Genomic DNA, 25,588 nt, shown 5'->3' with positions numbered 1-25,588 from the left:
ACCCCCCGTGTCCGCGACCCCTCTGCTGGAACTCCGCGGGATCGACAAGAGCTTCGGTCCCGTCCAGGTGCTCCGCGACGTCGCCCTGACCGTCCACCCGGGCGAAGTGACAGCACTTGTCGGCGACAACGGCGCCGGCAAGTCGACCCTGGTGAAGTGCATCAGCGGCATCCACCCCACCGACTCCGGCGAGTTCCTGTTCGACGGCGAACCGGTGCACATCGGCAGCCCCCGCGACGCCGCCACGCTCGGCATCGAGGTCGTCTACCAGGACCTCGCGCTCTGCGACAACCTGGACATCGTGCAGAACATGTTCCTCGGCCGGGAGCGGCGCAGCGGCATCGTCCTGGACGAGCCGACGATGGAACAGCTCGCCGCCGAAACCCTGGCGGGGCTCTCCATCCGCACCGTCACCTCACTGCGCCAGCACGTGTCAAGCCTCTCCGGTGGCCAGCGCCAGACCGTGGCCATCGCCAAGGCCGTGCTGTGGAACAGCAAGCTGGTCATCCTGGACGAGCCGACCGCCGCGCTGGGCGTGGCGCAGACCGCCCAGGTGCTCGAACTGGTCCGCCGCCTCGCCGACAACGGCCTGGCCGTGGTGCTCATCTCGCACAACATGAACGACGTCTTCGCCGTCTCCGACCGGATCGCCGCGCTGTACCTCGGCCAGATGGTCGCCCAGGTGAAGACCACCGACATCACCCACGCCCAGGTGGTCGAGCTGATCACCGCCGGGCGCTCGGGCGGGCTCGGCCTCGCCACCGACCCGGGCAGCAACGGCGACGGCCCGCAGCCGGCCGACTCGACCTCAGGAGGCGTCCGATGACCACCACCGCCGTGCGGAAGGACGGCCCGGCGGCCGTCACACCGGCGCCGACCGTCGGAGGCCACGTCCGCAACTACCTGAGTCGGGTACGCGGTGGCGACGTCGGCGCGCTACCGGCGGTGCTCGGCCTGATCGTGCTCTGCACCGTCTTCGCGATCATGCGGCCGTCGTCGTTCCTGTCGGCCGGCAACTTCGCGAACCTCTTCACCCAGGGCGCGGCGGTCACGCTGATCGCGATGGGCCTGGTCTTCGTGCTGTTGCTCGGCGAGATCGACCTCTCCGCCGGCTTCGCCAGTGGCGTCTGCGCGGCGGTGCTGGCCAATGTGGTCACCGTGCTCGGCTACCCCTGGTGGGTCGCCGTGCTTGCCGCGGTCGCCACCGGCGTGGTCATCGGCACCACGCTCGGGATGCTGGTCGCGAAGATCGGCATCCCATCCTTTGTGGTCACCCTCGCCGGCTTCCTCGCCTTCCAGGGCGTCGTGCTGCTGCTCGTGCAGGAGGGCACCAACATCTCCGTGCGTGACGAGGTGCTGGTCGCCATCGCCAACCGCAACCTGGCCCCCACGCTGGGCTGGGCGCTGACCGCCCTCGCGATCATCGGCTACGCGGCTGTGCAACTGCTGCGCCACCGCAACCGGGCGGCCCGTGGTCTGATCACCGACCCGATCGCGGTGGTGGCGCTGCGGATCGCCGGGCTCGCCGTCATCCTCGGCACCGCGGTGTACGTGCTCAACCTGGAGCGCAGCCGCAACGTCCTGATCGTCTCGCTCAAGGGTGTGCCGATCGTGGTGCCGATCATCGCGGTGCTGCTGGTCATCTGGACCTTCGTGCTCCAACGCACCAGCTACGGCCGGCACATCTACGCCGTGGGCGGCAACCGGGAAGCGGCCCGCCGGGCCGGTATCGGAGTCGACCGGATCCGGATCTCCGTCTTCGTGATCTGCTCGTCCATGGCCGCCATCGGGGGCATCGTGGCGGCCAGCCGGGCCAACTCGGTCGACCCGAACACCGGGGGCAGTAACGTACTGCTCTACGCGGTCGGCGCAGCCGTCATCGGCGGCACCAGCCTCTTCGGTGGCAAGGGCCGCGTCCTCGACGCCGTGCTCGGCGGCGCGGTGGTCGCGGTCATCGAAAATGGAATGGGCCTGATGGGGTACAGCGCGGGAATCAAGTACGTGGTCACCGGCGTCGTACTGCTGCTCGCCGCCAGCGTCGACGCTCTCTCCCGCCGCCGCGCGGCAGCAACCGGCACCCGCTGACCACGCGGGAGGTAGCACCACAATGCGCCCAGGACCGAGCCAGGACCACGTCCGACGGCAGAACCTCGGGGCTCTGCTGCGACACGTACACGTCCACGGTGCGACCACGCGGGCCGAACTGACCACCACGCTGGGCCTCAACCGCAGCACCATCGGCGCGCTCACCTCCGATCTGTCCGCTGTGGGACTTGTCAGCGAGGGGGCGCCGAAGGAGACCGGCCGGGCCGGACGACCGTCACTCGTCGTCCGGCCCGAGTCGGCCCGGGTCTACGCGTACGCGTACTCCGTGGAGGTGGACCGGTTGCGCGCCGCCCGGATCGGGCTGGGTGGCGCGGTCCTGGACCGCCGGGACCTGGACCGACCACGTGGCCTGCTGGCCGCGGAGGCCGCGCCGATGCTGGCCGGCGCGGTCAAGGAGATGCAGCAGACGGTGCCGGCCGACGCGATCTGCGTCGGCGCCGGCGTCGCCGTCTGCGGCATGGTCCGCCGGGACGACGGCCTGGTACGGCTCGGCCCGACCACCGGCTGGGTGGACGAGCCCATCGGCGCGGCGCTCGCCGCCGAGCTGGGCGTCAACGTGCCGGTCACGGTCGGCAACGTGGCCGACGTGGCCGCGTTCGCCGAGCACGCGCGGGGCGTGGCGGCCGGCTGCGACAACGTCCTCTACCTGTACGGCGACGTCGGCGTGGGCGCCGGCATCATCGCCGGTGGCCGCCGGCTGACCGGCCACGGCGGGTACGGCGGCGAGGTCGGCCACATGAAGGTGGTCCTCGACGGCCGGCCCTGTGAGTGCGGTTCCCGGGGCTGCTGGGAAACCGAGATCGGCGAGCATGGTCTGCTCCGCGCCGCCGGACGCTCCGACGCCCGAGGCCCCGACGCGCTACTGGCCGTCTTCGACGCCGCCGACCGCGGTGACGCCCGCGCCCAGACCGCGGTCCGCCAGGCCGGTGACTGGCTCGGCTTCGGACTGGCCAACCTGGTGAACGTCTTCAACCCGGAAATGGTCATCTTCGGCGGCACCATGCGCGACCTCTACCTCGCGTCGGCCGCCCAGGTCCGCAGCCGACTCAACTCCAACGCGCTCGCCGCCTGCCTGGAGCACGTCCGGTTGCGTACGCCGAAGTTGGGCGAGGACGCCCCCCTGATCGGGGCCGCCGAGTTGGCCTTCGAACGGCTCCTCGCCGATCCCCTCGACGTGGGCTGATCCGCGTACGCTGTCCAGCGTGGATGTCGAGCTGCGCGCTTCCGACGACGACCGCAACCGGGTGGTCGCCGAGCTGCACCGGCACACCGCGGCGGGCCGACTGACCCTCGACGAGTTCTCCGATCGGGCCGGTGCGGTGTGGACGGCACGCACCCTCGGCGACCTGGCCGCGCTGACCCGCGACCTGCCGGTCCTGCCCCACCCGACCGTCGACGGCGACCCCGTCGAGCACGGGCGTCGCGAGCTGCTGATGCTCTTCGCCGCGGCCGCGCTCACCCTGCTGCTGCTCGGCGGCTTCCTCGCCGTCACCCGCTGATCCGCCTGACCCGCTGATCCGCGTCGGCCGCTGATCGGCGTCGCCCGCGTCCCGCCGATCCGCGTCGCCCGTCAGGTGAACTGATCGCGCGGTCAGTCCGTACCAGTGGTCGGACGGGCAGTCGGCAGGATGTGGCTGCCCGGTCCAGACGCGTTTCGGTCCGGACCGAGGAGGCCCCACAGACATGGCACCGCTGAGATCCGCCCATCGCCGAGTGGGCAACCGGACCCACCGAGCGGCGCTGCTGCTCATCGCGATCATCGCGGCGGTCGGTGTCCTGCCCGGCGTGGCCGTCGCCGCGCCCGCCGGTGGTCAGCAGCTCAACGCCGCGGACATGACGCTGCTCAACGGGGTCCGGTTGGCCGGGCTGTGGGAGATGCCCGCCGGCCAGATGGCCGCCGAGAAGGGCCAGTCGGCCAAGGTACGGGAGATCGGCGCCGGCATCGCCAGCGAGCACCAGCGGCTCGACCAGCTCACGGTGGACGCGGCGAACAAGTTGGGCGCGAGCATCCCCAGCGAGCCGACGGCCGAGCAGAAGGGCTGGCTGTCCGAGATGCAGAAGGCCTCCGGCGCCCGCTTCGACCAGATCTTCGTCACCCGGCTCCGGGTCGCCCACGGCAAGATCTTCCCGGTGATCGGCGCGGTCCGCGCCAGCACCCGGGACGCCACCGTCCGCAAGCTCTGCGAGGACGCCAACACGTTCGTCCAGCACCACATGCAGATGCTGGAGAGCACCGGGCTGGTCCGCTGGCCGGAGCTGCCGCCGGCCGCGCTGCCCGCCCCCGGTGAGGACGGGCTGCTGGCCGCCGCCAAGGCGAACGCCGGCCCCCAGGTAGGGGTCAGCAGCACGGTCGTCTGGCTGGTCTTCCTCGCCGCGCTGGGCACCGGCGGAATCGCCACGTACCGGATGCTGCGCCGCAGCTGAGGATCGCTCGTTGGTGGCTCGCGTCAGCGGTCGACCTGGGTGAAGTCCCAGGAGTGCGGCGCGCGGGCCACCAGCAGGGCGGGCGGATCGGGCAGCGGGCGCGGGTTGCTGCGCCACTTGGAGATGACCACCACGCGGTGGTCGGTGGAGGAGAAGACCTCGCTGGACACGTACAGCGGGTCGTGCTCCAACTCGGGCAGGGCGGTGTCACACACCCAGGTGATGAGGTCGGCGACGCCGTACGCCTCGGCGCGCGCCTCCCACATTCGTACGATCATGTCCGGCGCCCCCGTCACACGCTGACCGTGGTCAACGGCAGTGCCGAGTCGGCCGGCAGGTCCAGTCGGCTGGGCGCGACCCCCGCGGCGACCAGGTGCGACCCGAGCGCCGCCACCATCGCCCCGTTGTCGGTGCACAGCTTCGGCCGGGGCACCCGGACCCGGATGCCGTACTTCTCGGCCCGCTGCTCGGCCATCGCCCGCAGGCGCGAATTCGCCGCCACTCCCCCGCCGATCACCAGGGTGTCGATGCCCTGCGCACGGCAGGCGGCGAGCGCCTTGCTGGTCAGCACGTCACAGACCGCCTCCTGGAAGGACGCGGACACGTCGGCCACCGGCACCGGCTCACCGGCTCGCTCCCGCGCCTCGACCCACCGGGCCACCGCGGTCTTCAGGCCGGAGAACGAGAAGTCGTACCTGTGGGCGGCGAGGTCCTTCGCGGCGGTCAGGCCGCGCGGGAAGGCGATCGCGGCGGCGTCACCGGCCCGCGCCTCCCGATCGATCGGCGGGCCGCCCGGAAACGGCAGCCCGAGCAGGCGGGCGACCTTGTCGAACGCCTCGCCGGCCGCGTCGTCGATGGTGGCGCCCAGCGGAGTGACACCCCGGGCCAGGTCGTCGACGAGCAGCAGGGACGAGTGCCCGCCGGACACCAGCAGCGCGATGGCGGGTTCGGGCAGCGGGCCGTGTTCGAGGGTGTCCACCGCGACGTGGGCGGCAAGATGGTTCACGCCGTACACGGGCTTCTCGGCGGCGAGCGCGTACCCCTTCGCGGCGGCGACACCGACGAGCAGCGCGCCGGCCAGCCCTGGCCCGGAGGTGACCGCGATCGCGTCGATGTCGGCCAGGGTGACGCCGGCCTCGGTCAGCGCCCGGTCCATGGTCGGCACGATGGCCTCCAGGTGTGCCCGACTGGCCACCTCGGGCACCACACCCCCGAACCGGGCGTGCTCCTCGACGCTGGAGGCGAGCGCGTCGGCCAGCAGGGTGTGCCCCCGCACGATGCCGACGCCGGTCTCGTCGCAGGAGGTCTCGATCCCCAGGATCAGCGGTTCGTCAGCCATTGTGGTGTGGTCCGTCCCCGGTCGGCTCGGCGTCGCGCCGCATCACCAGCGCGTCGGTGTTGCTCGGTTGGTAGTAGCCGCGCCGCACCCCGACCGGCTCGAACCCGTACGTCGCGTAGAGCCGCTGGGCCGCGGCGTTGTCCACGGCGACCTCCAACAGGGTGCTGCGGGCGTCGCGTCGGGCCGCCTCGGCGAGCAGTTCCTCGAGCAGGGCACGGCCCACACCGCGCCGCTGGGCGTCCCGGCGGACGGCGATGTTCTGGACCCACACCTCGCCCGGCGGAACACCGGCGAGCCCGGCGTAACCGAGCACCGCACCGTCCGCGTCGACGGCGACCCGGTAGTGGTGCCCGTTTGCCAACTCGTTCCAGAACATGGCCGGCGACCACTGCTCGGCGCCGAAGAGGTCAGCCTCGATCGGCAGCACGTCGTCGATGTGCCACCAGCGGAACGGAACGAGTCGTACGGCCGTCATGGCAGGACCGGTTTGCGGCCGGTCGCCGCCACCGCGTCGGGCCGGCGCAGGTAGAGCGGGGTGAGCCGCTCACTTGCGGCACCCGCCCGGATCCGTTCGGCGGCGAGCAGCGCCAGCACGGTGGCATCCGGGTACCGCGGCTCGACCCGGACGGGCAGGTCCAGGGTCTCGGCGTACCGGTGCGCCCCGTCGCCCACCGCGATCGTCGCGCCCAACTCCCGGGCGCGCGCGGCGGCGACCGCCGGCGTGGACACCTCGGGGCCGACGATCCGCTCGCCGGCACCGTCGTAGACGGCCCAGTACAGCTCCTTGCGCCGGGCGTCGCTGGCGGCCAACACCGGCTCACCGGACGCCGCCGGGTAGCCGATGCCGTCGAGCGAGCAGACGCCGTACGTGGGGATGCCGAGCACCTGACCCATCGTCGCGGCCGTGACCAGGCCGACCCGCAGCCCGGTGAACGGCCCCGGGCCGAGCCCGGCGACGATGGCCCCCAGGTCACGCGGACGCGCGCCGACATCGGCGAGGGCCGCGTCCACCTGGGGCGCGAGCAGTTCGCCGTGCGCGCGGGCGTCGACCGTGCACCGGTGCGCGCGCGGCGCCACACCATCCGCCGAGACGTCCACCAGCGCCGCGGTCACCGCGGGGGTCGAGCTGTCCACCACGAGTACGAGCACGGTAAGCCAGCCTAGCGGCCTCGCCCCGAGCCCCGGTCACGCCCCGCCCCGCCAGCACCCACGGCACCACACCACCCGGCCGCGCGCGCAGCCAGGTGTCAGCTCAGCCGGCGGTGCGCGGCAGGTGGTGCCAGCTCAGCCTGCGGTGCGCTCCCAGTCGATGGTGGGCAGGCCGGCGTCGGCGAGCGCCTTGTTGGCCGCGCTGAACGGACGGCTGCCGAGGAAGCCGCGCGGGTTCATCGGGCTCGGGTGGCCCGCCTCCAACACCACGTGCTGCGGGTTGGTGACCAGGGCCGCCTTCTTGCGGGCGTAGCCACCCCAGAGCAGGAAGACCACCCGGTCCGGCGAGGCGTCAAGTGCCCGGATCGTCGCGTCGGTGAACTCCTCCCACCCGGCGTTGGCGTGCGAGCCCGGGGTGGCCTGGCGGACGGTCAGCACCGCGTTGAGCAGCAGCACACCCTGGGCGGCCCAACCGTCGAGGTTGCCGCTCCGCGGCTTGGGAACGCCGACGTCCTCGCCCAACTCCTTGAAGACGTTGCGCAGCGACGGCGGCACCGTCACACCGTCGCGGACGCTGAAGCTCAACCCGTGTGCCTGCCCGGCCCGGTGGTAGGGGTCCTGCCCGAGGATCAGCACCCGGGTGCCCTGCGGCGGGCAGAGCCGGTAGGCCGAGAACAGATCCTCCAGCGGCGGGAAGACTGTCTGCGTCGCGTATTCCCGGGAGACGAACTCGGCCAACGCGGCGGTGCGGGCCGCGTCCAGGTGCGGGGTGAGCACGGCACGCCACTGCTCCGGCAGCAGGGCCAGCAGGTCGAGGGCGGGGGCATCGTCGGGCATCAGAAACCTCTCACAGCGCGGGTCGGTCCCCCGCACTCTAGGCATCCGGTACGACAGCGGGACGGCCTGCGGCCTGGTTCCGGAGGCCGGCCAGTCCTGGTGAAACAGGCCTCAACCCAGGTCGGCGAGCCGTCGGGCCCAGTCGCCACCGATCGGGTCCAGCTCGACGATCCGGGTGTCGTCGTCGCGGCGGTCGATGCGGACCCGTAGGTGCGCGTCGACCAACTGCTCCACCAGGCCCTCGCCCCACTCCACCACCGTGACCGAGTCGTCCACCGAGGCGTCGAGGTCCAGGTCGTCGATCTCGGCGCGCGGATCGGTGGCGTCTCCCAACCGGTACGCGTCGGCGTGCACCAGGGCGACCCGGCCGCCCCGGGACGGATCGGGGCGATGCACCCGGGCGATCACGAAGGTCGGCGAGGTGATGTCGCCGACCACGCCGAGCCCGGCGCCGACGCCCTGCGTGAGCGCGGTCTTACCGGCGCCCAGCGGACCGGTCAACAGCACCAGGTCACCGGCCCGCAGCAGCCCGGCCAGGCGCCGGCCGAACTCCCGCGTGTCCTCGACGGTCGGCAGCTTGACGACGTGACTCACCGTTCCTCCGACTTTCCAAGTGATTCGAGGAACCGCGCGAGCGCGGCGTTCACCTCGTCAGCATGCTCCAACATCACCACGTGACCGCTGTCCTTGATCTTGACGAACTCGGCGTGCGGCAGCCGCCGGACGATCTCCTCGGAGTGGACCACCGGAGTGATCATGTCCTTGTCGCCGACCACCACGAGCACCGGCGTCGCGGCCAACGCCGCGAGGGCCGGGAAGCGGGAGTGGGTGGCCAGGGTCCGCAGGTAGCGGGTCACCGTGTCGGCCGACGTCCGGGAGTTCATCGCCTCCACGTAGGAGACCAGAGCCGGACTGGGCTTACGGGTGCCGAAGCCGTACTTGCGAGTCAGCAGCCAGGCCACGTTCGACGTCGACTTGCGGGCCTTGTCGATCACCGGCCCGCCGTAGCGGGTGGCGTTGCTGACCATGTACAGCACCGGACCGCCGACCCGGCCGAGCAGCGCGGGCGCGACCAGCTTGGTCTCCGCGACGAGCCCGCCCGAGGTGGCCATCAGGACGGTACCCACCACCCGGTCGCCGAACAGCTCCGGAAACAACTCGGCGAACGCCATGATGGTCATGCCACCCATCGAGTGGCCGACGAGCACCAGTGGCCCGTCCGGGGCGGTGCGGTCGATCACCTGGCGCAACGTCCGGCCGAGCACCGCGAGGTCGTACTCCCCGGTCTCCAGCCGGCCGGACCGACCGTGACCGGGCTGGTCGTACGCGACGACCCGGTAGTCACCGCGGGCGGCGAGCATCTGGCGCTGGAAGTGGAACGTCCCCATGTCCAGGCAGAAGCCGTGCACCAGCACCACAGTGGGGTGCCCCGGCACCGGCCTGGTCGGCTCGACCACCTCGACGTGGATATCCGTGCCGTCCGGCAGCTCCAGGCGGAACGCCTCGTCGTACCGCTGCTCGCCGAACATCTCGTGCGCGTAGCGGTCGGCCGGGTCCGCCTTGAGCCGGCGGACCAGGGTGCGCTCGGTCGCGACCCCGGCCGCCAGGCCCGCGGCGGCCACCCCCACCGCGGCGCCGACGATCCCCGCGACCCGGCCCACCGCGGTCCGCGGACGCGGAATGCGGTAACTCACGGCGCCTCGCCGTCGTAGACCCGCGGCACCCTGGTGCTGCCGAACCGGGTCACGATCTCGTAGTTGATCGTGCCGGCCGCCTCGGCCCAGTCGTCGGCGGTGGGTTCGCCGTCCGCGCCGCTGCCGAAGAGCGTCGCCACGTCGCCGTCGGCCACCGGGTCGTCGCCGCAGTCGAGCACGAACTGGTCCATGCAGACCCGCCCCGAGATCGTCCGCCGTACGCCGCCGAGCTGCACCGGCCCGGTGTTGGAGGCGTGCCGGGGAACCCCGTCGGCGTACCCGAGAGGCACCACGGCCAGGTTCGCGTCGGACTCGGTGGTGTAGGTGTGCCCGTAGGAGACCCCGGTGCCGGCGGGAACCCGCTTGGTGAGCATCACCCGGGCGCGCGCGGTCATCGCCGGCCGCAGCCCGTACGTCTCGCCGGCCACCGGGGAGAGCCCGTAGATGGCCAGACCGGGACGGACCAGGTCGAAGTGGGTGTCCGGGCGGGTCAGGGTGGCCGCCGAGTTGGCGAGGTGCCGCCAGCGCGGTCGGAGCCCGGCCCGCTCGACCATGCCCAGCCCCTCGTGGAAGACGGCCAACTGACGGTCGATGGTGGGGTGGCCGGGCAGGTCCGCGTACACGAAGTGGCTCCACACCCCGACCACCTCGACCAGGCCGTCGGCCTGCGCCTTCGCGGCGGCGTCCAGCAGCGCCGGCCAGTCGGCGACTGTCGCCCCACCCCGGGACAGCCCGGTGTCGATCTTCAGGTGCAGGCGGACGGGACGCCCGGCGAGCCGGCTCGCCCCGATCATCTCGTCCAGTTGGGACAGGCTGGCCGCGCTCAGGTCCACCCCGGCGCTGACCCCCTCGTGCAGCGGCAGGCCGGGCGCGAGCAGCCAGGCCAACACCGGCTCGGTCACTCCGGCCCGGCGCAGGGTGAGCGCCTCGTCGAGGGTGCAGACACCGAGCCAGTCCGCACCGGCGTCGAGCGCCGCGCGAGCGGCCGGGAGCATCCCGTGGCCGTACCCGTCGCCCTTGACCACCGCCATCAGCTCGGCGGTGGTGCCGGCGCGGAGCCTGGTCACGTTCTCGCGGATCGCGTCAAGATCGACGCGCACCTCGGCCTGCCACATACGCCCAGCCTACTTTCCGTGGAGATCAGCGCGGGCGGCGACGCACGTCCCGGGCGGCCCATCCGGTCGTTCCGCCCGGAACCGGACCGATCAGCCCAGGCGGGCGACGACCGGGCGCAGCGCGGTCACCACGTCGGGCGCGGTCACCGGCCCGCTCCGGGCCGCCTCCCGGCCGGCGAGCCCGTGCAGGTACGCGGCCGCGGCCGCGGCCCGATCGGCGGGCACCCCGGCCGCCAGCAGTGATCCCAGCAGCCCGGCCAGCACGTCGCCGGTGCCGCCGGTGGCCAGTGCCGGGGAGCCGGTCGGGTTGACGTACGCCCGACCGTCAGGCGTCCCGATCACCGTGCGGTCGCCCTTGAGCAGCACCACCGCCTTCATCCAGGCGGCCAGCCGCAGCGCGGCGCCGACCCGGTCCGCGCCGGGCGCCTCACCGCAGAGTCGGGCGAACTCACGGTTGTGCGGGGTGACCACGATCGGCGCGTCCCGCCCGCGGAGCCGGTCGGCGAGCGAACCGTCCACCAGCAGGGTCAACGCGTCGGCGTCGAGCACCACAGGCACCGGGGCGGCCAGCACGGCGCGCAGCTCGGCCGCCGCGTCGGTGCCGGTGCCCAGCCCCGAGCCGCAGACCCACGCCTGCACCCGACCCGCGTCGGCGACCCGCCCACTGGCGATCACCGAGGGGTGCTGGCGCAGCACCTCGTCGCGGGCGCTGCCGGCGTAGCGGACCAGGCCGGTCGGCCCGGCCAGCGCACCGCCCACGGAGAGCACCGCCGCACCCGGGTAGGTGGCCGAGCCGGTGGCCACCCCCACCACACCCCGCGTGTACTTCTCCGACGCCGGACCCAGCTTCGGCCACCAGTCGACCACGTCGGACCACTCGGTGACCCGCAGCGCCGGGGTGCCTCGCAACCAGGGCCGCAGCCCGATGTCGACGATCTCCACCTGCCCGGCCAGGGCGGCGGCCGGCCCGACCACCAGGGCGGGCTTCAGCGCGCCGAACGCCACAGTCACGTCGGCGTGGACCGCGTCCGGCCGGCCGGAGGAGGTCAGCGGCACGTCCCCGGTGTCCACCGCGACCCCGCTCGGCACGTCCACCGCCAGCACGGTGGCCCGGCCACCGTCACGTCCACGCAGCTCACCGAGCCGCCGCACCACCGCGTCCGCGCCGGCCCGCAGCCCGCCGGTGCCACCGATGCCGACGATGCCGTCGAGCACCAGGTCGACCGGGCCGGTGGGCTGGTCCACAAGCCGACCGCCGGCAGCACGCAGCGCGGCCAGCCCCGCCGCGTGCGCACGCCCGGGAGTGAGGAGCAGGGCGGACACGTGCACACCTCGGCGGGCCAGTCGCTCCCCGGCGTACAACGCGTCGCCGCCGTTGTCGCCGGAACCGACGAGCAGCAGCACCCGGCCGCCGTAGACGCCGCCGCGCTCGGCGAGCAGCAGCGCGGCCCGGCGGGCCAGCCCGGCGGCGGCCCGCTGCATGAGCGTCCCCTCCGGCAGCGTGCCCATCAGCCCCGCCTCGGCCGCCCGTACGTCGGCCACCCGCCACACCGCTCTCATGCCACCGTCTCCCCATCCGTTCGCCTGCGGACCCGGCCGGCCCGCCCGGTCGACGTCACCGTTCCGCGACCACCATGGCCGACGCGATCCCCCCGTCGTGCGACAACGAGAGATGCCAGTGGTTGACCCCGCGCGCCTCGGCCGCCGCCGCGACGGTGCCGGCGACCGCCAGCCACGGACGGCCGTCCGGGTCGGCCCTGATCTCGCAGTCGTGCCAGCTCAGCCCGGCCGGGGCGCCGAGCGCCTTGGCCACGGCCTCCTTGGCGGCGAACCGGGCGGCGAGCGACTCGGTGGGGCGCGGGTTGCCGGAGCGGGTGTGCCGCTCGGCGGTGGTGAAGAGTCGGTCGGCGAGCAGCGGCGTCCGTGCCAGTGCCCGGGCGAACCGGTCGACCAGGACCACGTCGATGCCGACAGCGACGATCACCACCACACCCTACCGGCGGCCGGGGCCGGAGATTAGCCGTCCGGCCCGCGGTGGGCAACGCCTGTGGACAAGCCGGGGTACGGCCCACCGCCCGCTGTCCACAGGGCATTCCGGTGCCCGCCGCGCCCGCCTAGCGTCAGCGCGTCGATGCCGATCGTCCACGGGGGTGTGGTCATGACCGATGAGCTGTTCGCCGTCCGGCCGGAGGAGTTGCGGGCGGTCGCCGGCTCCCTCGACGACGAGGCGTACGGGCTGGCGTGGGGCCTCGCGAGGGTGCCCGGGCTGCTGGTGGTCGCACCCGAGTGGCGTGCCGGCGCGGCTCTGACCGGGCTGGAGGCGGCCGGGCACGCCTGGTTCTGCCGGCTGGGCGCCCAGGTCGCGGCGACCTCCGGTGGGATCCGGGCGGCGGCCGAGGCGTACGAGACGGCGGACGACCGGGCCGCCGGCCGGTTCGCCGCGCTGCCCCGGTGAGCGGTGTCGGCTACCGGCAGCTCTGGGCGGCAGACCCGGGCGGCTGGCGGTCCGCCGGGGTGGCCTGGGCCGGGCTGACCGGGCCGGTCGAGGCACGGGTCGGCGAGTTGGGGGCGGCCGGGGCGCGCCTGCGCGGCGGTTGGTCCGGTGCGGCGTCCACCGCAGCGGACGCCCGGCTCGCCGGTCTCGGTGCCGAGCTGGCCTCGATCACCCCCGCGCTGATCGAGGTCGACCAGGTGCTGGCCGAGTTGGCGGGGCGACTGACTGTCGCGAAGGCCCGGCTCGCGGAGGCGGTCGCCCAGGCGGACGCTTCCGGGCTGGTGGTGGATCGCGCGGGCCTGGTGCACGTCGACCCCGCCCGGCTCCGGCCCACCGAACGGGCCGGCGTGGCGGCGGCTCGGGTGACGGCGGCCCTGCGCGACGCGCTCGACGGGGCCGGGGCGGCAGATCGGGTCGCCGCGGACCGCCTGGACGAGCTGACCCGGGCCGCCGGTTCGGGTTGGGCGTCGCCGCCACCCCCGGGTCGGCCGGCGGCCGATGCCGCGCCGACGCTCGTCCGCGCCTGGTGGTCCGGGTTGACGTCGGCGCAGCGCCGGTGGCTGATCGGGCACGAGGGTGCCCTTGTCGGCCGGTTGGACGGGGTGCCGGTGGCCGCCCGGGACCAGGCCAACCGGCTGCGGCTCGGGGTCTGGCGCGCGGAGTTGCTGGCTGAGCGGCGGCGGTTGCTGGCCCGGGTGCCGCCGGGGTCGCTCAGGTCGCTCCGCCTGCACGGGTTGGCCGGGCGGTTGTCCGGCCTGGACGCGTTGGCCGGGCGGCTGGCGGCGGGCGGGGAGCCGCGGGCGTACCTGCTCGGGCTGGACGCGGCCGGTGAGGGCCGGGCGGTGGTGGCGCTCGGCGACCCGGACCACGCCGATCGGATCCTCACCTACGTGCCGGGGATGGGTTCCGGGCTGGACGACGCCCCCGGTGAGCTGGGCAGGGCAGCCCGGGTGCTGGACCGGTGCGTCACGCTCGCCCCGGCCGAACGCAGCGCGGCGGTGCTCTGGTTGGACTACGACGCCCCGGATTTCGTGACCGACGCGGCCTCGGCGGGCCTGGCCCGCGACGCCGGCCCGGCGCTGCACCGTTTCCAGGAGGGGCTGCGGGCCAGCCACGAGGGGCCGCCGGCCCGGCAGACGGTGCTCGGGCACAGCTACGGGTCGTTGGTGGTGGGGACGGCCGCCCGGGAGCACGGGCTGGCCGCCGACGCGCTGGTCTTCGTCGGCTCGCCCGGGGTCGGCGCGTCGCACGCCGCCGAGCTGGGCGTGCCACCCGGGGAGGTCTGGGCCAGCCGTGCCCCGGACGACGTGATCCGGGCAGCCCGCCCACTGGACGAGTTCGGCCGGCGCGCCCTGCTCGGCTCGGCTCCGCTGGCCGCCGCGCTGGGTTGGCCCGACCGGACCGGGCACGAGCTGTGGTTCGGTCACGACCCGTCGGACCCGGGGTTCGGCGGTCGGGTCTTCGGCAGTGGGCGAGGCGGGCACACCGGTTACTGGGACCCGGGCAATCCCGCCGTGGACGGGATGGCCCGGGTCGTGCTGGGGCGTTGAGGGGCCCACTCGACGGTGACCGACGTGGCCAGGTCACGAGGCTGGTCCACGTCGTGCCCACGAGCGGCGGCGAACGATCGGGGCCCGGCGGGCGCAACGGGACGAGCATCGCGGGCGGCTCGCTCCGGACGGCGGGGTTGCGGCACGCCAACGGGTGCGAAAGTCTCTCGGCGGGTTTGGCGCTCCCGCCCACGGCCCGTTCGTCCCCTGCCCACCCCGCCCGGAGCAGCCATGACCGACGCGCCCCCGCCCGACCCGTCGCCCTCACCCGCACCGGAGCCGGCCTCCTCCGCGCCCCCGCCCGATCCGACGGCGTCGCCCTCCTCGACCCCGTACCCGACTCTCGACCCGCTGGCCCCGGCCCAGCCGTGGGCGCCGCCAACCCCATGGACACCGTCGCCATGGGCACCGTCGCCGTGGTCGCCCTCTCCGCCGGCCCCGCCCGCCACCCAGTGGACGCCCCAGCCGCCCGCGGCGCCCTGGACCCCCGAAGCCCCGCCATCCACCTGGTCGCCGACCCCGGCCGACGCCTCAGGCCCGCCGTCGACCGGATCGCCGCCGCCGGCGGGCTGGCCCACGCCCGCAGGCTGGCCCACACCGGACGGGCAGCCACCGACAGCGGGCTGGCCCACACCGGACGGACAGCCGACACCCGCGGGCTGGCCGCCGCCCGGGTATCCGCCGTCCGGCGCCGGCTGGCCGCCGCCGGGGTACCCGCCGCCGTACGCCTACCCCGGCTATCCACAGTTCCCCGGCAAGCCGGCCTCCAGCGGTGGACGGGTGGTCGGGATCGTCGTCGCGGTCTTCGTGGTGTTGGTCCTGACCATGTGCGGCTGCCTCTGCGCGAGTGGTCTGTGGCTCGGGGAGACCGGCCCGGACCCGATCGCCGAGGAGCCGTGGGTCACCGACGACGACTGGACCCCACCGAGCGCCGGGCCACTCACCCCGGAGCGACCCACCCCCACCAAACAGCCGATCACCCGCCCCACGTCGGGGCCGGCCCCGGTGACGGTGGTCTACGAGGTGACCGGGGAGGGCACGGCGGACCTCGCGTACTTCGACGCCGAGAGTGACCTCATCCACGTCGACGGCCAGAAACTGCCCTGGCGCACCACCATCCGGACCAACGGCAAGAGCCGGATTCTGGTGGAGGCCAGATGGGCCGACGACGAGGGCGGGAAGCCCCTCGACTGCACCGTCACGGTCACCGGCGCCGGCAAGCCGGCCGTCGACCGGGCTCGGGGATACGCGGCCACCAGTTGCGCACCCGCCTGAGGCTGGGGTTCGGCCGGCAGCACCCGTAGGGCCTAGGCTGGCGCAGGTGACGAGCACCGATGTCGACCCGCTGGTGGCCCGGATGCGGCCGTTCGGCACGACGATCTTCGCCGAGATGTCCGCCCTCGCCGTGCGGACCGGCGCGGTAAACCTCGGCCAGGGCTTCCCCGACACCGACGGCCCCCCGGAGATGCTGGCCGCCGCCGTCGAGGCGCTGCGCGGCGGGCAGAACCAGTACCCGCCCGGCCCGGGGATTCCCGCCCTGCGCGCGGCGGTCGCGGCCCATCAACTGCGGTTCCACGACCTGTCGTACGACCCGGACGGCGAGATCGTGATCACCGCTGGCGCGACGGAGGCGGTCGCGGCCAGCATCCTCGCCCTCTGCGAACCGGGTGACGAGGTGGTCTGCTTCGAGCCGTACTACGACTCGTACGCCGCCTCGATCGCGTTGGCCGGCGCGGTCCGGCGGCCGGTGACCCTGCGCCCGGCGGCCGACGGCCGGTACTCCTTCGACCCGGCGGCGCTCCGCGCGGCGTTCGGCCCGCGGACCCGGCTGCTCCTGCTCAACTCGCCGCACAACCCGACCGGCAAGGTCTTCACCCCGGCCGAGCTGGCACTGATCGCCGAGCTGTGCCAGGAGCACGACACGTACGCGGTCACCGACGAGGTGTACGAGCACCTGGTCTTCACCGACGCGGCGCACCCACACGTGCCGCTGGCCACCCTGCCCGGGATGTGGGAGCGGACGCTGCGCATCTCGTCGGCGGGCAAGACGTTCTCCTGCACGGGTTGGAAGATCGGCTGGGCGAGTGGCCCGGCGGCCCTGGTCTCCGCGGTGCTGCGGGTGAAGCAGTTCCTCACCTACGTCAACGCGGCCCCGCTGCAACCGGCGGTCGCCGTGGCGCTGGCGCTGCCGGACGACTACTACACCGGCTTCCGGGACAGCCTCCAACAGCGGCGTGACCAGCTCGTCGACGGTCTCACCACCGCCGGGTTCGAGGTGCTCGACTCGGAGGGGACCTACTTCGTCACCGCCGACATCACCGCCCTCGGCGGCTCCGACGGGGTGGAGTTCTGCCGCTCACTGCCGGAGCGGTGCGGCGTGGTGGCGGTGCCGACGCAGGTCTTCTACGACGACGTCGAGGCGGGCCGGCGGCTGGTCCGGTTCGCCTTCTGCAAGCGGCCCGAGGTGTTGACCGAGGCGGTCACCCGACTGCGCGCCCTGCGCCCGAGCCACTGACCGGCGGGGAGCCGGTCGACCCTGCCTCGTCCGGCGACTGATCCACCGTCGATGCCGCGAGCCCGGCGAGCAGTCGACCCCCGTCACCGAGCAGTACCGCCTCGGCATCGTCCACGAACGACAGGTCCGCCGTCACGTGCCGGCTGGCCGCGGTGAGCAGCAGCCCGACCACCGGGTCGTCGGCAGCGCGGCGAAGACCGTCCACATTGCGCAGCTCGCGCAGCAGGTGCCCACGCTGGTTGCTGAGCACCGCGCGCACGGTGGCCGTCGAGCCGGACCGAGCGGCGGCCGTGACCTTGAGGAAGAAGTCGTCCCGGAATCCGCCGCTGCGTGGGCTCGGCTCGGCCAACCACCGGGCCAGCTCGGCGCGGCCGTCCGGGGTGATCTCGTAGACCACCCGGTCCGGCTTGATCGGCTGTGGTTGTCGTTCGGCGACGACCAACTCGTCTCGGGAGAGCCGGTCGAGAATCTGATAGAGGTGGCCGATGTTGAGCGGGCCCCACTGCGGGCCGACGGCGGCCTCGAAAGCGCCCTTCAGCTGGTAGCCGTGGCTGGGGCCACCAGCGAGCAGGGCGAGGACGGCGTGCTGGATCGCCATGTCACCTCCGGTTCGATCCTTGCATTGTCACAATGTATCGCGCAGAGTGGGGGACAGCACACGGGGAGGCGCGACATGTTCGGCTTCATCTGGCGACAACTGCGCGGCCGTGCGGGGCGGTCGGTGGCGCTGCTGGTGGGCGTGCTGGTGGCAACCACCGGCTTCGTCGTTCTGACCGGCGCCACCACCACCTCCCACCTGGACGTCATCGGCACCGTCGAGCGCAACACCCAGGTCGCCTACGAAATCCTGGTCCGCCCGGACGGGACCCGCACGCCGCTGGAAGCCGAACGCGGCCTGGTCCGCCCCAACTATCTCTCCGGGCTCTTCGGCGGCATCACGAGCCAGCAGTACGAGCAGGTGAAGTCGGTCCCCGGCATCGAGGTGGCGGCCCCGATCGCGATGCTCGGCTACTCGACCACCTCGCTACCGACACCGCTCGACCTCACCGACGCCGTCGACCGCTCGCTGGACAGCCAGGTGATCCGGGTCGACCCGACCTTCCACGCCGAACGGGGTCTCTCCAGCGCGCCGGGCAAGCCCCGGTACGTGTACGTGACCAAGAAGCCGCTGATCTACCCCCGGATCGACGGGGAGTTCGACAGCGATGCCACCCCGTACTCCGATGGACGGTCGTACCCCTGGTCGGACACCTGTGGGCCCGCTGTCCGGGAGGTGCAGCCGGACGGGCGGAGCCTTCTCGTCTGCGATCCGCAATTCGCCCTGCTCGGAAACCCCGGCACCTACTCCGAGCGCGATGGCTGGTCCCTGGACGCGGTGCAACTGCTGCCCGACGGCCGGTTCCAAGGCCCGCCCCACGTGTTGGCGACCGATCGGGACGGCACCTCGGCACCCGCCGACCACCTGGTGATGGCGTACGACCTGACCGTGCCGTTCCTCCTGGCGGCGGTGGACCCGGCGGCCGAGGAACAACTCGTCGGCCTCAACGGTGCCGTCATCACCGGCCGGGCCCTCCGCCCGGACGACACGGTCACCGTCGAACGGCGCGGCACCGCGGACAACGTGTCGGTGCCGGTCCTCGTCACCAACCGCCCCTTCATCGACGAGTCGCTGTCAGCCACATTCACGCGGCGAGCGATCAGTCCCGCCGGCGTGGAGGCGATCGACCTGGAGAAGACGTTGAGCCGCCCTGGCGGAACGCCGGCCGGGTCCGGCCGGTACGACCTCACCGCTGGGCACCAGGCGATGCTGACCGAGAAGCTCTCCCCCGCCGGGTGCTGTGGCGGTCAACTGCAGACCGTCGTGCAGTCCGCCGAAGTGCAGTACGACCGCCTGCCCGACGGCAGCCTCCGCGCCCGCCCGCAGCCGCCGGTCAACCCCAAGGTGTACGGCGACAAGGAAACGTTCAACCCACTGCCCCGACCGTGGCTCACCGACGACAGTGGTTCGCGATCGGTACGGGCGCTGCCGCTACCCACCGGCGTGAACGCCGCCAATCGCTTCTGGCAGGCCACCGGTGTCTTCGATCCGGGCAGGCTGACCGGGTTCAGCGACCTCGGCCAGGTGCCGTTGGAGACCTACCAGGCACCGCTGGCGCAGGGTGCCGACGACCGCAGCCGAGCAGCCCTGGGCGGCCAGCCACTGGCACCGAGCGGCAACCCCGCCGGCTACCTCTCCGCCCCGCCGCTGCTGCTCACCAACCTCGGCAGCCTGCCGAAACTCTTGGAAGGTGGCGGGCCACAGGCGACGGCCCCGATCAGCGCGATCCGGGTACGGGTGGCGGACGTGGGCGGCTACAACGAGCAGTCCGCCGAGCGGGTCCGGCTGGTCGCCCAACAGATCGCCGCGCGCACCGGGCTGGACGTCGACATCACCCTCGGCTCGTCGGCCGCACCGCAGACCGTCGAGCTGCCCGCCGGCTCGTTCGGACGGCCGACGCTGCGGCTGACCGAGAACTGGTCGGCGCTCGGCGTGGCATCGGTCATCACACGGGCGGTGGACCGTAAGAGCGTGGTGCTCTTCGTGCTGGTGCTGGTGGTCTGCGTGCTGTTCCTCGGCAACGCGGTCAGCGCCGCGGTCCGCGACCGGCGCTCCGAGTTGGCGGTGCTCTCCTGTCTCGGCTGGCCGGTCCGTCGGATCGCGGCGCTGATCCTGGGCGAGGTCGCCCTGCTCGGGCTCATCGCCGGTGTGCTCTCGTTGGCCCTCGCGGTGCCGCTCGGGATCGCGCTCGGCATCGACCTCGACTGGCGGCGAGCCGCCCTGGCCGTACCCATCGCCCTGTTGCTCGCGCTCGCCGCGGGCCTGGTGCCGGCGCTGCGGGCGGCGCGTGCCCACCCGGCCGCCGCCCTCCGCCCGATGGTGGCTCCCGCCCGCTGGGTACGCCGACCACGCACCCTGTTCGGGCTGGCCCTGGTCAACCTTGCCCGGACGCCCGGTCGCACGTTCCTTGGCGCCGGTGCGCTGGCGATCGGGGTGGCCGCGCTGACGCTGGTCGCCGCCGCCGCGTGGGCCTTTCGGGGCGCGCTCGTCGGCAGTCTGCTCGGTGACGTGGTGTCGCTCAGCGTGCGCGGCGCGGACACCGTGGCCGCTGCCGCCACGGTGCTGCTCGGTGCCGCTGCGGTCGCGGACGTGCTCTACCTGAACATCCGTGACCGAGCCGCCGAGTTGGCCACCCTGCGGGCGATCGGCTGGACCGACACCGAGCTGGGCCGGCTGGTCGGCTACGAAGGGCTGGCGCTGGGGATCGTGGGTGCGACGACCGGAGCGACGGTCGGCCTGGTCAGCGCGGGTTGGTTGATCGGCGAACTGCCCGGCGCGCTGGTCCTGGTGGCCGCGCTGGCGGCGTTGGCAGGCGCGCTGGTCAGTGCTGTGGCCGCCCTGGTGCCGGCCGCCCTGTTGCCACGCCTACGGCCCGCCCGACTTCTGGCAGAGGAGTAGCAGTCATGAGCGAGCAGATCAGCAGCGCGGTCTCGGTCGACCACCTGGTACGACGATTCGGCACCGGCGCGGACCGGTTGACGGCGGTCGACGAGGTGTCCCTGACCATCCCGGCCGGTTCGGTGGTGGCGCTTACCGGGCCGAGCGGGTCGGGGAAGTCGACGCTGCTGCACCTGATCGGCGCGATCGAGCAGCCCGACGAGGGCACCGTCACCGTCGACGGCGTGGTCGTCAGTGGCCTGCGCCGTGCCGCGCTGGCCCGCTTCCGGCAGGGCGTCGGGTTCGTGTTCCAGCGTTATCACCTGTTGCCCGCGCTCACCGTGCTGGACAACGTGATCGCGCCGGTCCTCCCCCGCCGGGGCCGGGCCGACCACGCGTCCCGAGCCCGGGAGTTACTCGACGCGGTCGGCCTGGCCGGGCGGGAGCGGGCCCTGCCGGCGCAGCTCTCCGGTGGCCAGCAGCAGCGGGTCGCCATCGCCCGCGCGCTGATGGGCGCACCGGGCCTGCTGCTGGCCGACGAGCCCACCGGCAACCTCGACTCCACCACCGGCGGGCAGATCCTGGACCTGCTGCTCGACCTTCGGGACCGGCACGGCATGACCATCCTGCTGGCCACCCACGAACAGGCCATCGCCGCCCGCTGCGACCGGCTGGTCCGGCTCGCCGACGGCCGGGTGGTCGAGGACCTCGACCTCACCGACGGCGAGGACCCCGCCGACACGTACGAGCGAGCGGCCCAACTGCGGTTGTGAAGCCGCCCAGGGGCGGTCTCAGGCGACGGGGCTGGCGGTGCGGACCAGTTCGGCGATGCGCTCGGCGACCTCGCGGGCGGTCTGCTCGGTGGCGGCCTCGACCATCACCCGGACCAGCGGCTCGGTGCCCGACGGGCGCAGCAGCACCCGCCCGGTCTCGCCCAGCTCGGCCTCGGCCCGCTCGACCTCGGCACGGACGGCCGGTGCGGCGGCGCCGACGGTCCGGTCGCCGACCGGCACGTTGATCAGCACCTGGGGCAGTTTGGTGACCACCGAGGCCAGTTCGGCGAGGGACTGGCCGGTGGCGGCCATCCGGGCCATCAGGTGCAGGCCGGTGAGCACCCCGTCGCCGGTGGTGGCGTGCGCGGGCATGACGATGTGACCGCTCTGCTCACCGCCGAGCGCCAGCCCGGACGCGCGCAGGGCCTCCAGGACGTACCGGTCGCCGACCTTTGTCTCGATCAGCCGGATGCCCTGCGCGGACATGGCCAGCCGCAGGCCGAGGTTGCTCATCACGGTCGCGACCAGGGTGTCCTGGGTGAGCGTGCCGGCGTCCCGCATGGCCAGCGCGAGGATCGCCATCACCTGGTCGCCATCGACCTCCTCGCCGTCGGCGCTGACCGCCACGATCCGGTCGGCGTCGCCGTCGTGGGCGATGCCCAGGTGGGCCCCGTGCTCGACGACCGCCTCGCGCAGCGCCTCGATGTGGTTGGAGCCGCACTCGTCGTTGATGTTCAGGCCGTTCGGCTCGGCGTGGATCGCGACGACCTCCGCGCCGGCCTCCCGGTAGGCGACCGGGGCGACCTCGGCGGCGGCGCCGTTGGCGCAGTCGACGACGACCTTGATCCCGTCCAGCCGGTGCGGCACGGCTCCGACCAGGTGTTGGACGTAGTGGTCGGCACCGTCGAGCAGGTCGTGGACCCGGCCGATGCCGGCACCTGTCGGCCGGTCCCAGGCGGTGGTGGCGTTGGCCTCCACGGCGGCCTCGATCCGCATCTCGATCTCGTCGGGCAACTTGTGCCCGCCGGCGGCGAAGAGCTTGATGCCGTTGTCGGGCATCGGGTTGTGCGACGCGGAGAGCACCACGCCGAGGTCGGCCTTGGCCTCGGCGGTGAGGAACGCCACCGCGGGGGTGGGCAGGACGCCGACCCGCACCACGTTGGCGCCGGCGCTGGTCAGGCCGGCGACCACCGCGGCCTCCAGCATCTCGCCACTGGCCCGGGTGTCCCGGCCGACGACGGCCAGCGGCGGGTGGCTGCGGTCCGTCTCGGCGAGCGTGTGCGCGGCGGCCACCGCGAGCGCCAGCGCCAACTCCGGGGTGAGATCCGCGTTTGCCCGCCCGCGTACGCCGTCCGTGCCGAACAACCGACCCATACCCGCCAACCTCCGTGGTGCGTTGCCGAAGTGCAGAAAGCGGAACGGCCGGTCGCCTCTCCCGAGTCGGGGAGAGGCGAACCGGCCGTCCGTCAGAAGTACAACGCGCTGGAAAAGATCAGCGCTTCGAGTACTGGGGAGCCTTACGGGCCTTCTTGAGGCCGTACTTCTTGCTCTCCTTGACCCGGGCGTCCCGGGTGAGGAAGCCGGCCTTCTTCAGGGCCGGGCGGTCGTCGGGCTCGTTGATGATCAGCGCCCGGGCGATGCCCAGCCGGAGCGCACCGGCCTGGCCGGTGGTGCCACCGCCACGCAGGTTGGCGATGACGTCGAACTGCTCGGTCTTCTCGGCGGTGACCAGCGGGTCCTTGATGAGCTGCTGGTGCACCTTGCTCGGGAAGTACGCCTCGAGGTCCTGGCCGTTGCAGGTGATCTTGCCGGTGCCCGGGACGATACGGACCCGGACGATGGCCTCCTTGCGGCGGCCCACGGTCTGGATCGGCCGGTCACCACGAGGCGCGCGGGCGACGGGCGCCGGCGCCTCGGTGGCCTCGGGAGCTTCCGGGGCGACCTCGGTCTCGGTGGTGATGTCGGTCATGCTGCTTCCTTCGCCCGCGCTCACTGCGCGATCTGCTTGATCTCGAACGGCACCGGCTGCTGCGCGAGGTGCGGGTGCTCGGCACCGGCGTACACCTTCAGCTTCTTGATCAGCTGACGGCCGAGCTTGTTGTGCGGGAGCATCCCCTTCACAGCCAGCTCGATGGCCCGCTCGGGGCGCTTGGTCAGCAGCTCGTCGTAGCCGATCTGCTTCAGACCACCCGGGTAACCGGAGTGGCGGTAAGCAACCTTGGTCTGGCGCTTGTTGCCGGTCAACGCAACCTTGCCCGCGTTCACGATGACGACGAAGTCGCCCGTGTCGACGTGCGGCGCGAAAGTCGGCTTGTGCTTACCACGCAGCAACGTGGCGGCGTGGGTGGCCAGGCGGCCCAGCACGACATCAGAGGCGTCGATGACGTGCCACTGACGCTCGATCTCACCCGGCTTCGGGCTGTACGTACGCACAGGTCTACCTTGTCTCGTCGTCGGTCTGGGGTCGCGCGCCGAGGTGACCAGATCTTGCAGGCCGGACCAGCGCGCACGAACGACCAAGCGTACCTGATAGGGCACGCCTCTGGATGTCGTACAACAGCAGGCAACGATACCCGGCGCGGTGTCCGCAGGTCAAAACGGGGGTGCCGTTCCGCGCCGCGACCCGCCGAGGGTGGCTCAGCTCACACGCCGGCGAGCCGATCGACGCCCGGACGACGGTAGACGACCCAGGTGACCACGAAGCAGAGCGCGTACCAGCCGATGAAGGCCAGGTAGGCGGCGTCGGCGTTGCCGGAGCCGAGGAACGACTGCCGGAACGCGACGTTGACGAGCACCCCACCGGAGGCGCCGATCGCACCGGCGATCCCGATCAACGCGCCGGTCATCCGCCGTGCCCAGCGGGCGGCGGCCTCCGGATCGCGGCGCCCGGCGGCCACCGCGTCCGCCGCCCGGGCCCGGAAGATCGCCGGGATCATCTTGTACGTGGAGCCGTTGCCGATGCCGGAGAACACGAAGAGGGCGATGAACCCGGCCAGGTAGAGCCCGAAGGAGCGCTCCCGGGCCGCGTACAGCACGATGCCCGCGCCGGCCGCCATCGCGACGAAGTTCCAGAAGGTCACCCGGGAGCCACCCAGCCGGTCGGCGAGGTGCCCGCCCAGCGGCCGGATCAGCGAACCGACGAGCGGGCCGAGGAAGGTCAACCAGGCGGCGTCGACAGGGGTGGGGAACCGCTCGGCGAACTGGAGCTGGAGCACCTGCCCGAAGGCGAACCCGAAGCCGATGAACGACCCGAAGGTGCCGATGTAGAGCAGCGACATGACCCAGGTGTGCGGGTCGCGGGCCGCCTCGCGCAGCGCGCCCGGCTCGTTGCGCGCCCCGGGCACGGTGTCCAACCACCGGGCCGCGGCCAGCGCGGCCAGCACGATCAGCGGCAGGTAGACCGCCGGGACCAACCGGGGGTACGCGGCACCGGCGGTGGCGAGGACCGCCAGCCCGACCAACTGCACCGCGGGTACGCCGAGATTGCCGCCACCGGCGTTGAGCCCGAGGGCCCGCCCCTTGAGCCGAGACGGGTAGAACAGGTTGATGTTGGCCATCGAGGAGGCGAAGTTGCCGCCACCGACACCGGTGAGGCAGGCGAGCACCATGAGTGTGGAGTAGGACACCCCGGGCTCCAGCAGCACGGTCATCGGCACCGTGGGCACCAGCAGCAGCAGGGCGCTGATGGTCGTCCAGCGCCGCCCCCCGAAACGGGCCACCGCCAGCGTGTACGGCAGCCGCAACACCGCCCCCAGCGCCGCCGGCACGGCGGTGAGCAGGAACTTCCCGGCCGGGTCGATGCCGTACGCGGGGCCGAGGAAGAGCACGGTCACCGACCAGAGGCTCCACACCGAGAAGCCGACGTGCTCAGCGAAGATCGAGACCCAGAGGTTGCGCCTGGCGATCGGCGCGCCCGTCGCCTCCCAGAACTCCGGGTCCTCGGGACGCCAGTCGTCGAGCCGGCGCCCACGCGCGGTGGCGGCCGGCGGCGCGGCGGTGACTGCGGTGCTGGTGAGCGTGCTCACGGCGGCTCCTTCTCGTCGATGTGACGAGGAGAAACGCTAGGAACGCCTGATTACCTGGCAGTGCCCGTCCTGGGTCGGCCCGGATACGCCTA

General features: G+C 73.1%; 26 protein-coding genes. 11 read left to right on the top strand and 15 right to left on the bottom strand.

The annotated features are described in order from the left end of the window. The first annotated feature begins 7 nt into the window (after positions 1-7). The 5 genes from ACGFH8_RS23260 (at position 8) to ACGFH8_RS23240 (ending at position 4,530) form a co-directional block, all read left to right on the top strand. Positions 8-826 (top strand): ATP-binding cassette domain-containing protein, encoded by an 819-nt coding sequence (locus ACGFH8_RS23260; RefSeq protein ID WP_393370401.1) that lies wholly within the window; start codon positions 8-10, stop codon positions 824-826. Further along, a complete protein-coding gene (locus ACGFH8_RS23255) occupies positions 823-2,085 on the top strand; it encodes a sugar ABC transporter permease (protein WP_393370398.1) in 1,263 nt (420 codons plus the stop codon). Before ACGFH8_RS23260 ends, ACGFH8_RS23255 begins: the two co-directional genes overlap by 4 nt. Positions 2,086-2,107: 22 nt before the next feature. Further along, the gene (locus tag ACGFH8_RS23250) at positions 2,108-3,289 is read left to right on the top strand and encodes an ROK family protein (protein ID WP_393370397.1); all 1,182 of its coding nucleotides are present in this window, start codon (positions 2,108-2,110) and stop codon (positions 3,287-3,289) included. A 19-nt stretch (positions 3,290-3,308) separates the two neighbouring features. Next, positions 3,309-3,605 (top strand): DUF1707 domain-containing protein, encoded by a 297-nt coding sequence (locus ACGFH8_RS23245; protein WP_393370395.1) that lies wholly within the window; start codon positions 3,309-3,311, stop codon positions 3,603-3,605. A 184-nt stretch (positions 3,606-3,789) separates the two neighbouring features. Beyond that, the gene (locus ACGFH8_RS23240; RefSeq protein ID WP_393370392.1) at positions 3,790-4,530 is read left to right on the top strand and encodes a DUF4142 domain-containing protein; all 741 of its coding nucleotides are present in this window, start codon (positions 3,790-3,792) and stop codon (positions 4,528-4,530) included. Between the two features lie 23 nt (positions 4,531-4,553). On the opposite strand, the gene ACGFH8_RS23235 is transcribed toward ACGFH8_RS23240, so the two are convergent. The 10 genes from ACGFH8_RS23235 to ACGFH8_RS23190 form a co-directional block, all read right to left on the bottom strand. After that, positions 4,554-4,808, bottom strand: coding sequence for a hypothetical protein (locus ACGFH8_RS23235; protein ID WP_088987640.1), 255 nt, complete (start codon positions 4,806-4,808; stop codon positions 4,554-4,556). 14 nt (positions 4,809-4,822) lie between these two features. Further along, complete coding sequence (gene tsaD / locus ACGFH8_RS23230) at positions 4,823-5,869, bottom strand: tRNA (adenosine(37)-N6)-threonylcarbamoyltransferase complex transferase subunit TsaD (RefSeq protein ID WP_393370389.1); 1,047 nt, start codon at positions 5,867-5,869, stop codon at positions 4,823-4,825. Beyond that, positions 5,862-6,344 (bottom strand): ribosomal protein S18-alanine N-acetyltransferase, encoded by a 483-nt coding sequence (gene rimI / locus ACGFH8_RS23225; protein ID WP_393370386.1) that lies wholly within the window; start codon positions 6,342-6,344, stop codon positions 5,862-5,864. Before rimI ends, tsaD begins: the two co-directional genes overlap by 8 nt. After that, the gene (gene tsaB, locus ACGFH8_RS23220; RefSeq protein ID WP_393370384.1) at positions 6,341-7,018 is read right to left on the bottom strand and encodes a tRNA (adenosine(37)-N6)-threonylcarbamoyltransferase complex dimerization subunit type 1 TsaB; all 678 of its coding nucleotides are present in this window, start codon (positions 7,016-7,018) and stop codon (positions 6,341-6,343) included. Before tsaB ends, rimI begins: the two co-directional genes overlap by 4 nt. A gap of 135 nt (positions 7,019-7,153) precedes the next feature. Beyond that, entirely contained in the window at positions 7,154-7,855 is a 702-nt protein-coding gene (locus ACGFH8_RS23215; RefSeq protein ID WP_393370381.1) for a uracil-DNA glycosylase, read from the bottom strand. Between the two features lie 111 nt (positions 7,856-7,966). Further along, complete coding sequence (gene tsaE, locus ACGFH8_RS23210; protein ID WP_110563046.1) at positions 7,967-8,449, bottom strand: tRNA (adenosine(37)-N6)-threonylcarbamoyltransferase complex ATPase subunit type 1 TsaE; 483 nt, start codon at positions 8,447-8,449, stop codon at positions 7,967-7,969. After that, positions 8,446-9,549, bottom strand: a complete 1,104-nt coding sequence (locus tag ACGFH8_RS23205) for an alpha/beta fold hydrolase (protein ID WP_393370379.1) — start codon at positions 9,547-9,549, stop codon at positions 8,446-8,448. The genes tsaE and ACGFH8_RS23205 overlap by 4 nt, the downstream gene beginning before the upstream one ends. Beyond that, on the bottom strand, positions 9,546-10,664 hold the full coding sequence (gene alr / locus ACGFH8_RS23200) for an alanine racemase (RefSeq protein ID WP_393370376.1): 1,119 nt from the start codon (positions 10,662-10,664) through the stop codon (positions 9,546-9,548). Before alr ends, ACGFH8_RS23205 begins: the two co-directional genes overlap by 4 nt. Before the next feature lie 90 nt (positions 10,665-10,754). Continuing rightward, positions 10,755-12,224, bottom strand: a complete 1,470-nt coding sequence (locus ACGFH8_RS23195) for an NAD(P)H-hydrate dehydratase (RefSeq protein WP_393370373.1) — start codon at positions 12,222-12,224, stop codon at positions 10,755-10,757. A 55-nt stretch (positions 12,225-12,279) separates the two neighbouring features. After that, on the bottom strand, positions 12,280-12,648 hold the full coding sequence (locus tag ACGFH8_RS23190) for a holo-ACP synthase (RefSeq protein ID WP_393370371.1): 369 nt from the start codon (positions 12,646-12,648) through the stop codon (positions 12,280-12,282). Between the two features lie 174 nt (positions 12,649-12,822). Between ACGFH8_RS23190 and ACGFH8_RS23185 the strand changes: the two genes are divergently transcribed. The 4 genes from ACGFH8_RS23185 (at position 12,823) to ACGFH8_RS23170 (ending at position 17,223) form a co-directional block, all read left to right on the top strand. Then, complete coding sequence (locus ACGFH8_RS23185; RefSeq protein WP_393370369.1) at positions 12,823-13,119, top strand: hypothetical protein; 297 nt, start codon at positions 12,823-12,825, stop codon at positions 13,117-13,119. Continuing rightward, positions 13,116-14,708: an alpha/beta hydrolase gene (locus tag ACGFH8_RS23180; protein ID WP_393370367.1), complete on the top strand. Its 1,593-nt coding sequence runs from the start codon at positions 13,116-13,118 to the stop codon at positions 14,706-14,708. Before ACGFH8_RS23185 ends, ACGFH8_RS23180 begins: the two co-directional genes overlap by 4 nt. 780 nt (positions 14,709-15,488) lie before the next feature. Further along, complete coding sequence (locus tag ACGFH8_RS23175) at positions 15,489-15,983, top strand: MmpS family transport accessory protein (RefSeq protein ID WP_393370364.1); 495 nt, start codon at positions 15,489-15,491, stop codon at positions 15,981-15,983. 46 nt (positions 15,984-16,029) lie between these two features. Next, positions 16,030-17,223, top strand: coding sequence for a pyridoxal phosphate-dependent aminotransferase (locus tag ACGFH8_RS23170; RefSeq protein ID WP_393370361.1), 1,194 nt, complete (start codon positions 16,030-16,032; stop codon positions 17,221-17,223). Here the strand turns inward: ACGFH8_RS23170 and ACGFH8_RS23165 are convergent. Then, entirely contained in the window at positions 17,189-17,821 is a 633-nt protein-coding gene (locus tag ACGFH8_RS23165; protein ID WP_393370359.1) for a PadR family transcriptional regulator, read from the bottom strand. The genes ACGFH8_RS23170 and ACGFH8_RS23165 overlap by 35 nt on opposite strands. 75 nt (positions 17,822-17,896) lie before the next feature. On the opposite strand from ACGFH8_RS23165, the gene ACGFH8_RS23160 reads away from it, so the two are divergent. Together ACGFH8_RS23160 and ACGFH8_RS23155 are read left to right on the top strand one after the other, a co-directional pair. Then, complete coding sequence (locus ACGFH8_RS23160) at positions 17,897-20,719, top strand: FtsX-like permease family protein (protein WP_393370356.1); 2,823 nt, start codon at positions 17,897-17,899, stop codon at positions 20,717-20,719. A 5-nt stretch (positions 20,720-20,724) separates the two neighbouring features. After that, the gene (locus ACGFH8_RS23155) at positions 20,725-21,471 is read left to right on the top strand and encodes an ABC transporter ATP-binding protein (protein ID WP_393370353.1); all 747 of its coding nucleotides are present in this window, start codon (positions 20,725-20,727) and stop codon (positions 21,469-21,471) included. Positions 21,472-21,489: 18 nt separating this feature from the next. On the opposite strand, the gene glmM is transcribed toward ACGFH8_RS23155, so the two are convergent. The 4 genes from glmM to ACGFH8_RS23135 all read right to left on the bottom strand — a co-directional run bounded on the left by glmM (position 21,490) and on the right by ACGFH8_RS23135 (position 25,496). Continuing rightward, complete coding sequence (gene glmM / locus ACGFH8_RS23150) at positions 21,490-22,845, bottom strand: phosphoglucosamine mutase (protein ID WP_393370351.1); 1,356 nt, start codon at positions 22,843-22,845, stop codon at positions 21,490-21,492. A 118-nt stretch (positions 22,846-22,963) separates the two neighbouring features. Next, on the bottom strand, positions 22,964-23,440 hold the full coding sequence (gene rpsI, locus ACGFH8_RS23145) for a 30S ribosomal protein S9 (RefSeq protein ID WP_393370348.1): 477 nt from the start codon (positions 23,438-23,440) through the stop codon (positions 22,964-22,966). 20 nt (positions 23,441-23,460) lie between these two features. Then, the gene (gene rplM, locus ACGFH8_RS23140; protein ID WP_053653864.1) at positions 23,461-23,904 is read right to left on the bottom strand and encodes a 50S ribosomal protein L13; all 444 of its coding nucleotides are present in this window, start codon (positions 23,902-23,904) and stop codon (positions 23,461-23,463) included. A 209-nt stretch (positions 23,905-24,113) separates the two neighbouring features. Next, complete coding sequence (locus ACGFH8_RS23135) at positions 24,114-25,496, bottom strand: nitrate/nitrite transporter (RefSeq protein WP_393370345.1); 1,383 nt, start codon at positions 25,494-25,496, stop codon at positions 24,114-24,116. Positions 25,497-25,588 lie beyond the last annotated feature (92 nt).

This window comes from Micromonospora sp. NPDC049175 (genome assembly GCF_043197345.1).
Classification (GTDB): domain Bacteria; phylum Actinomycetota; class Actinomycetes; order Mycobacteriales; family Micromonosporaceae; genus Micromonospora.
This window is presented reverse-complemented; position numbering and strand designations above follow the sequence as displayed.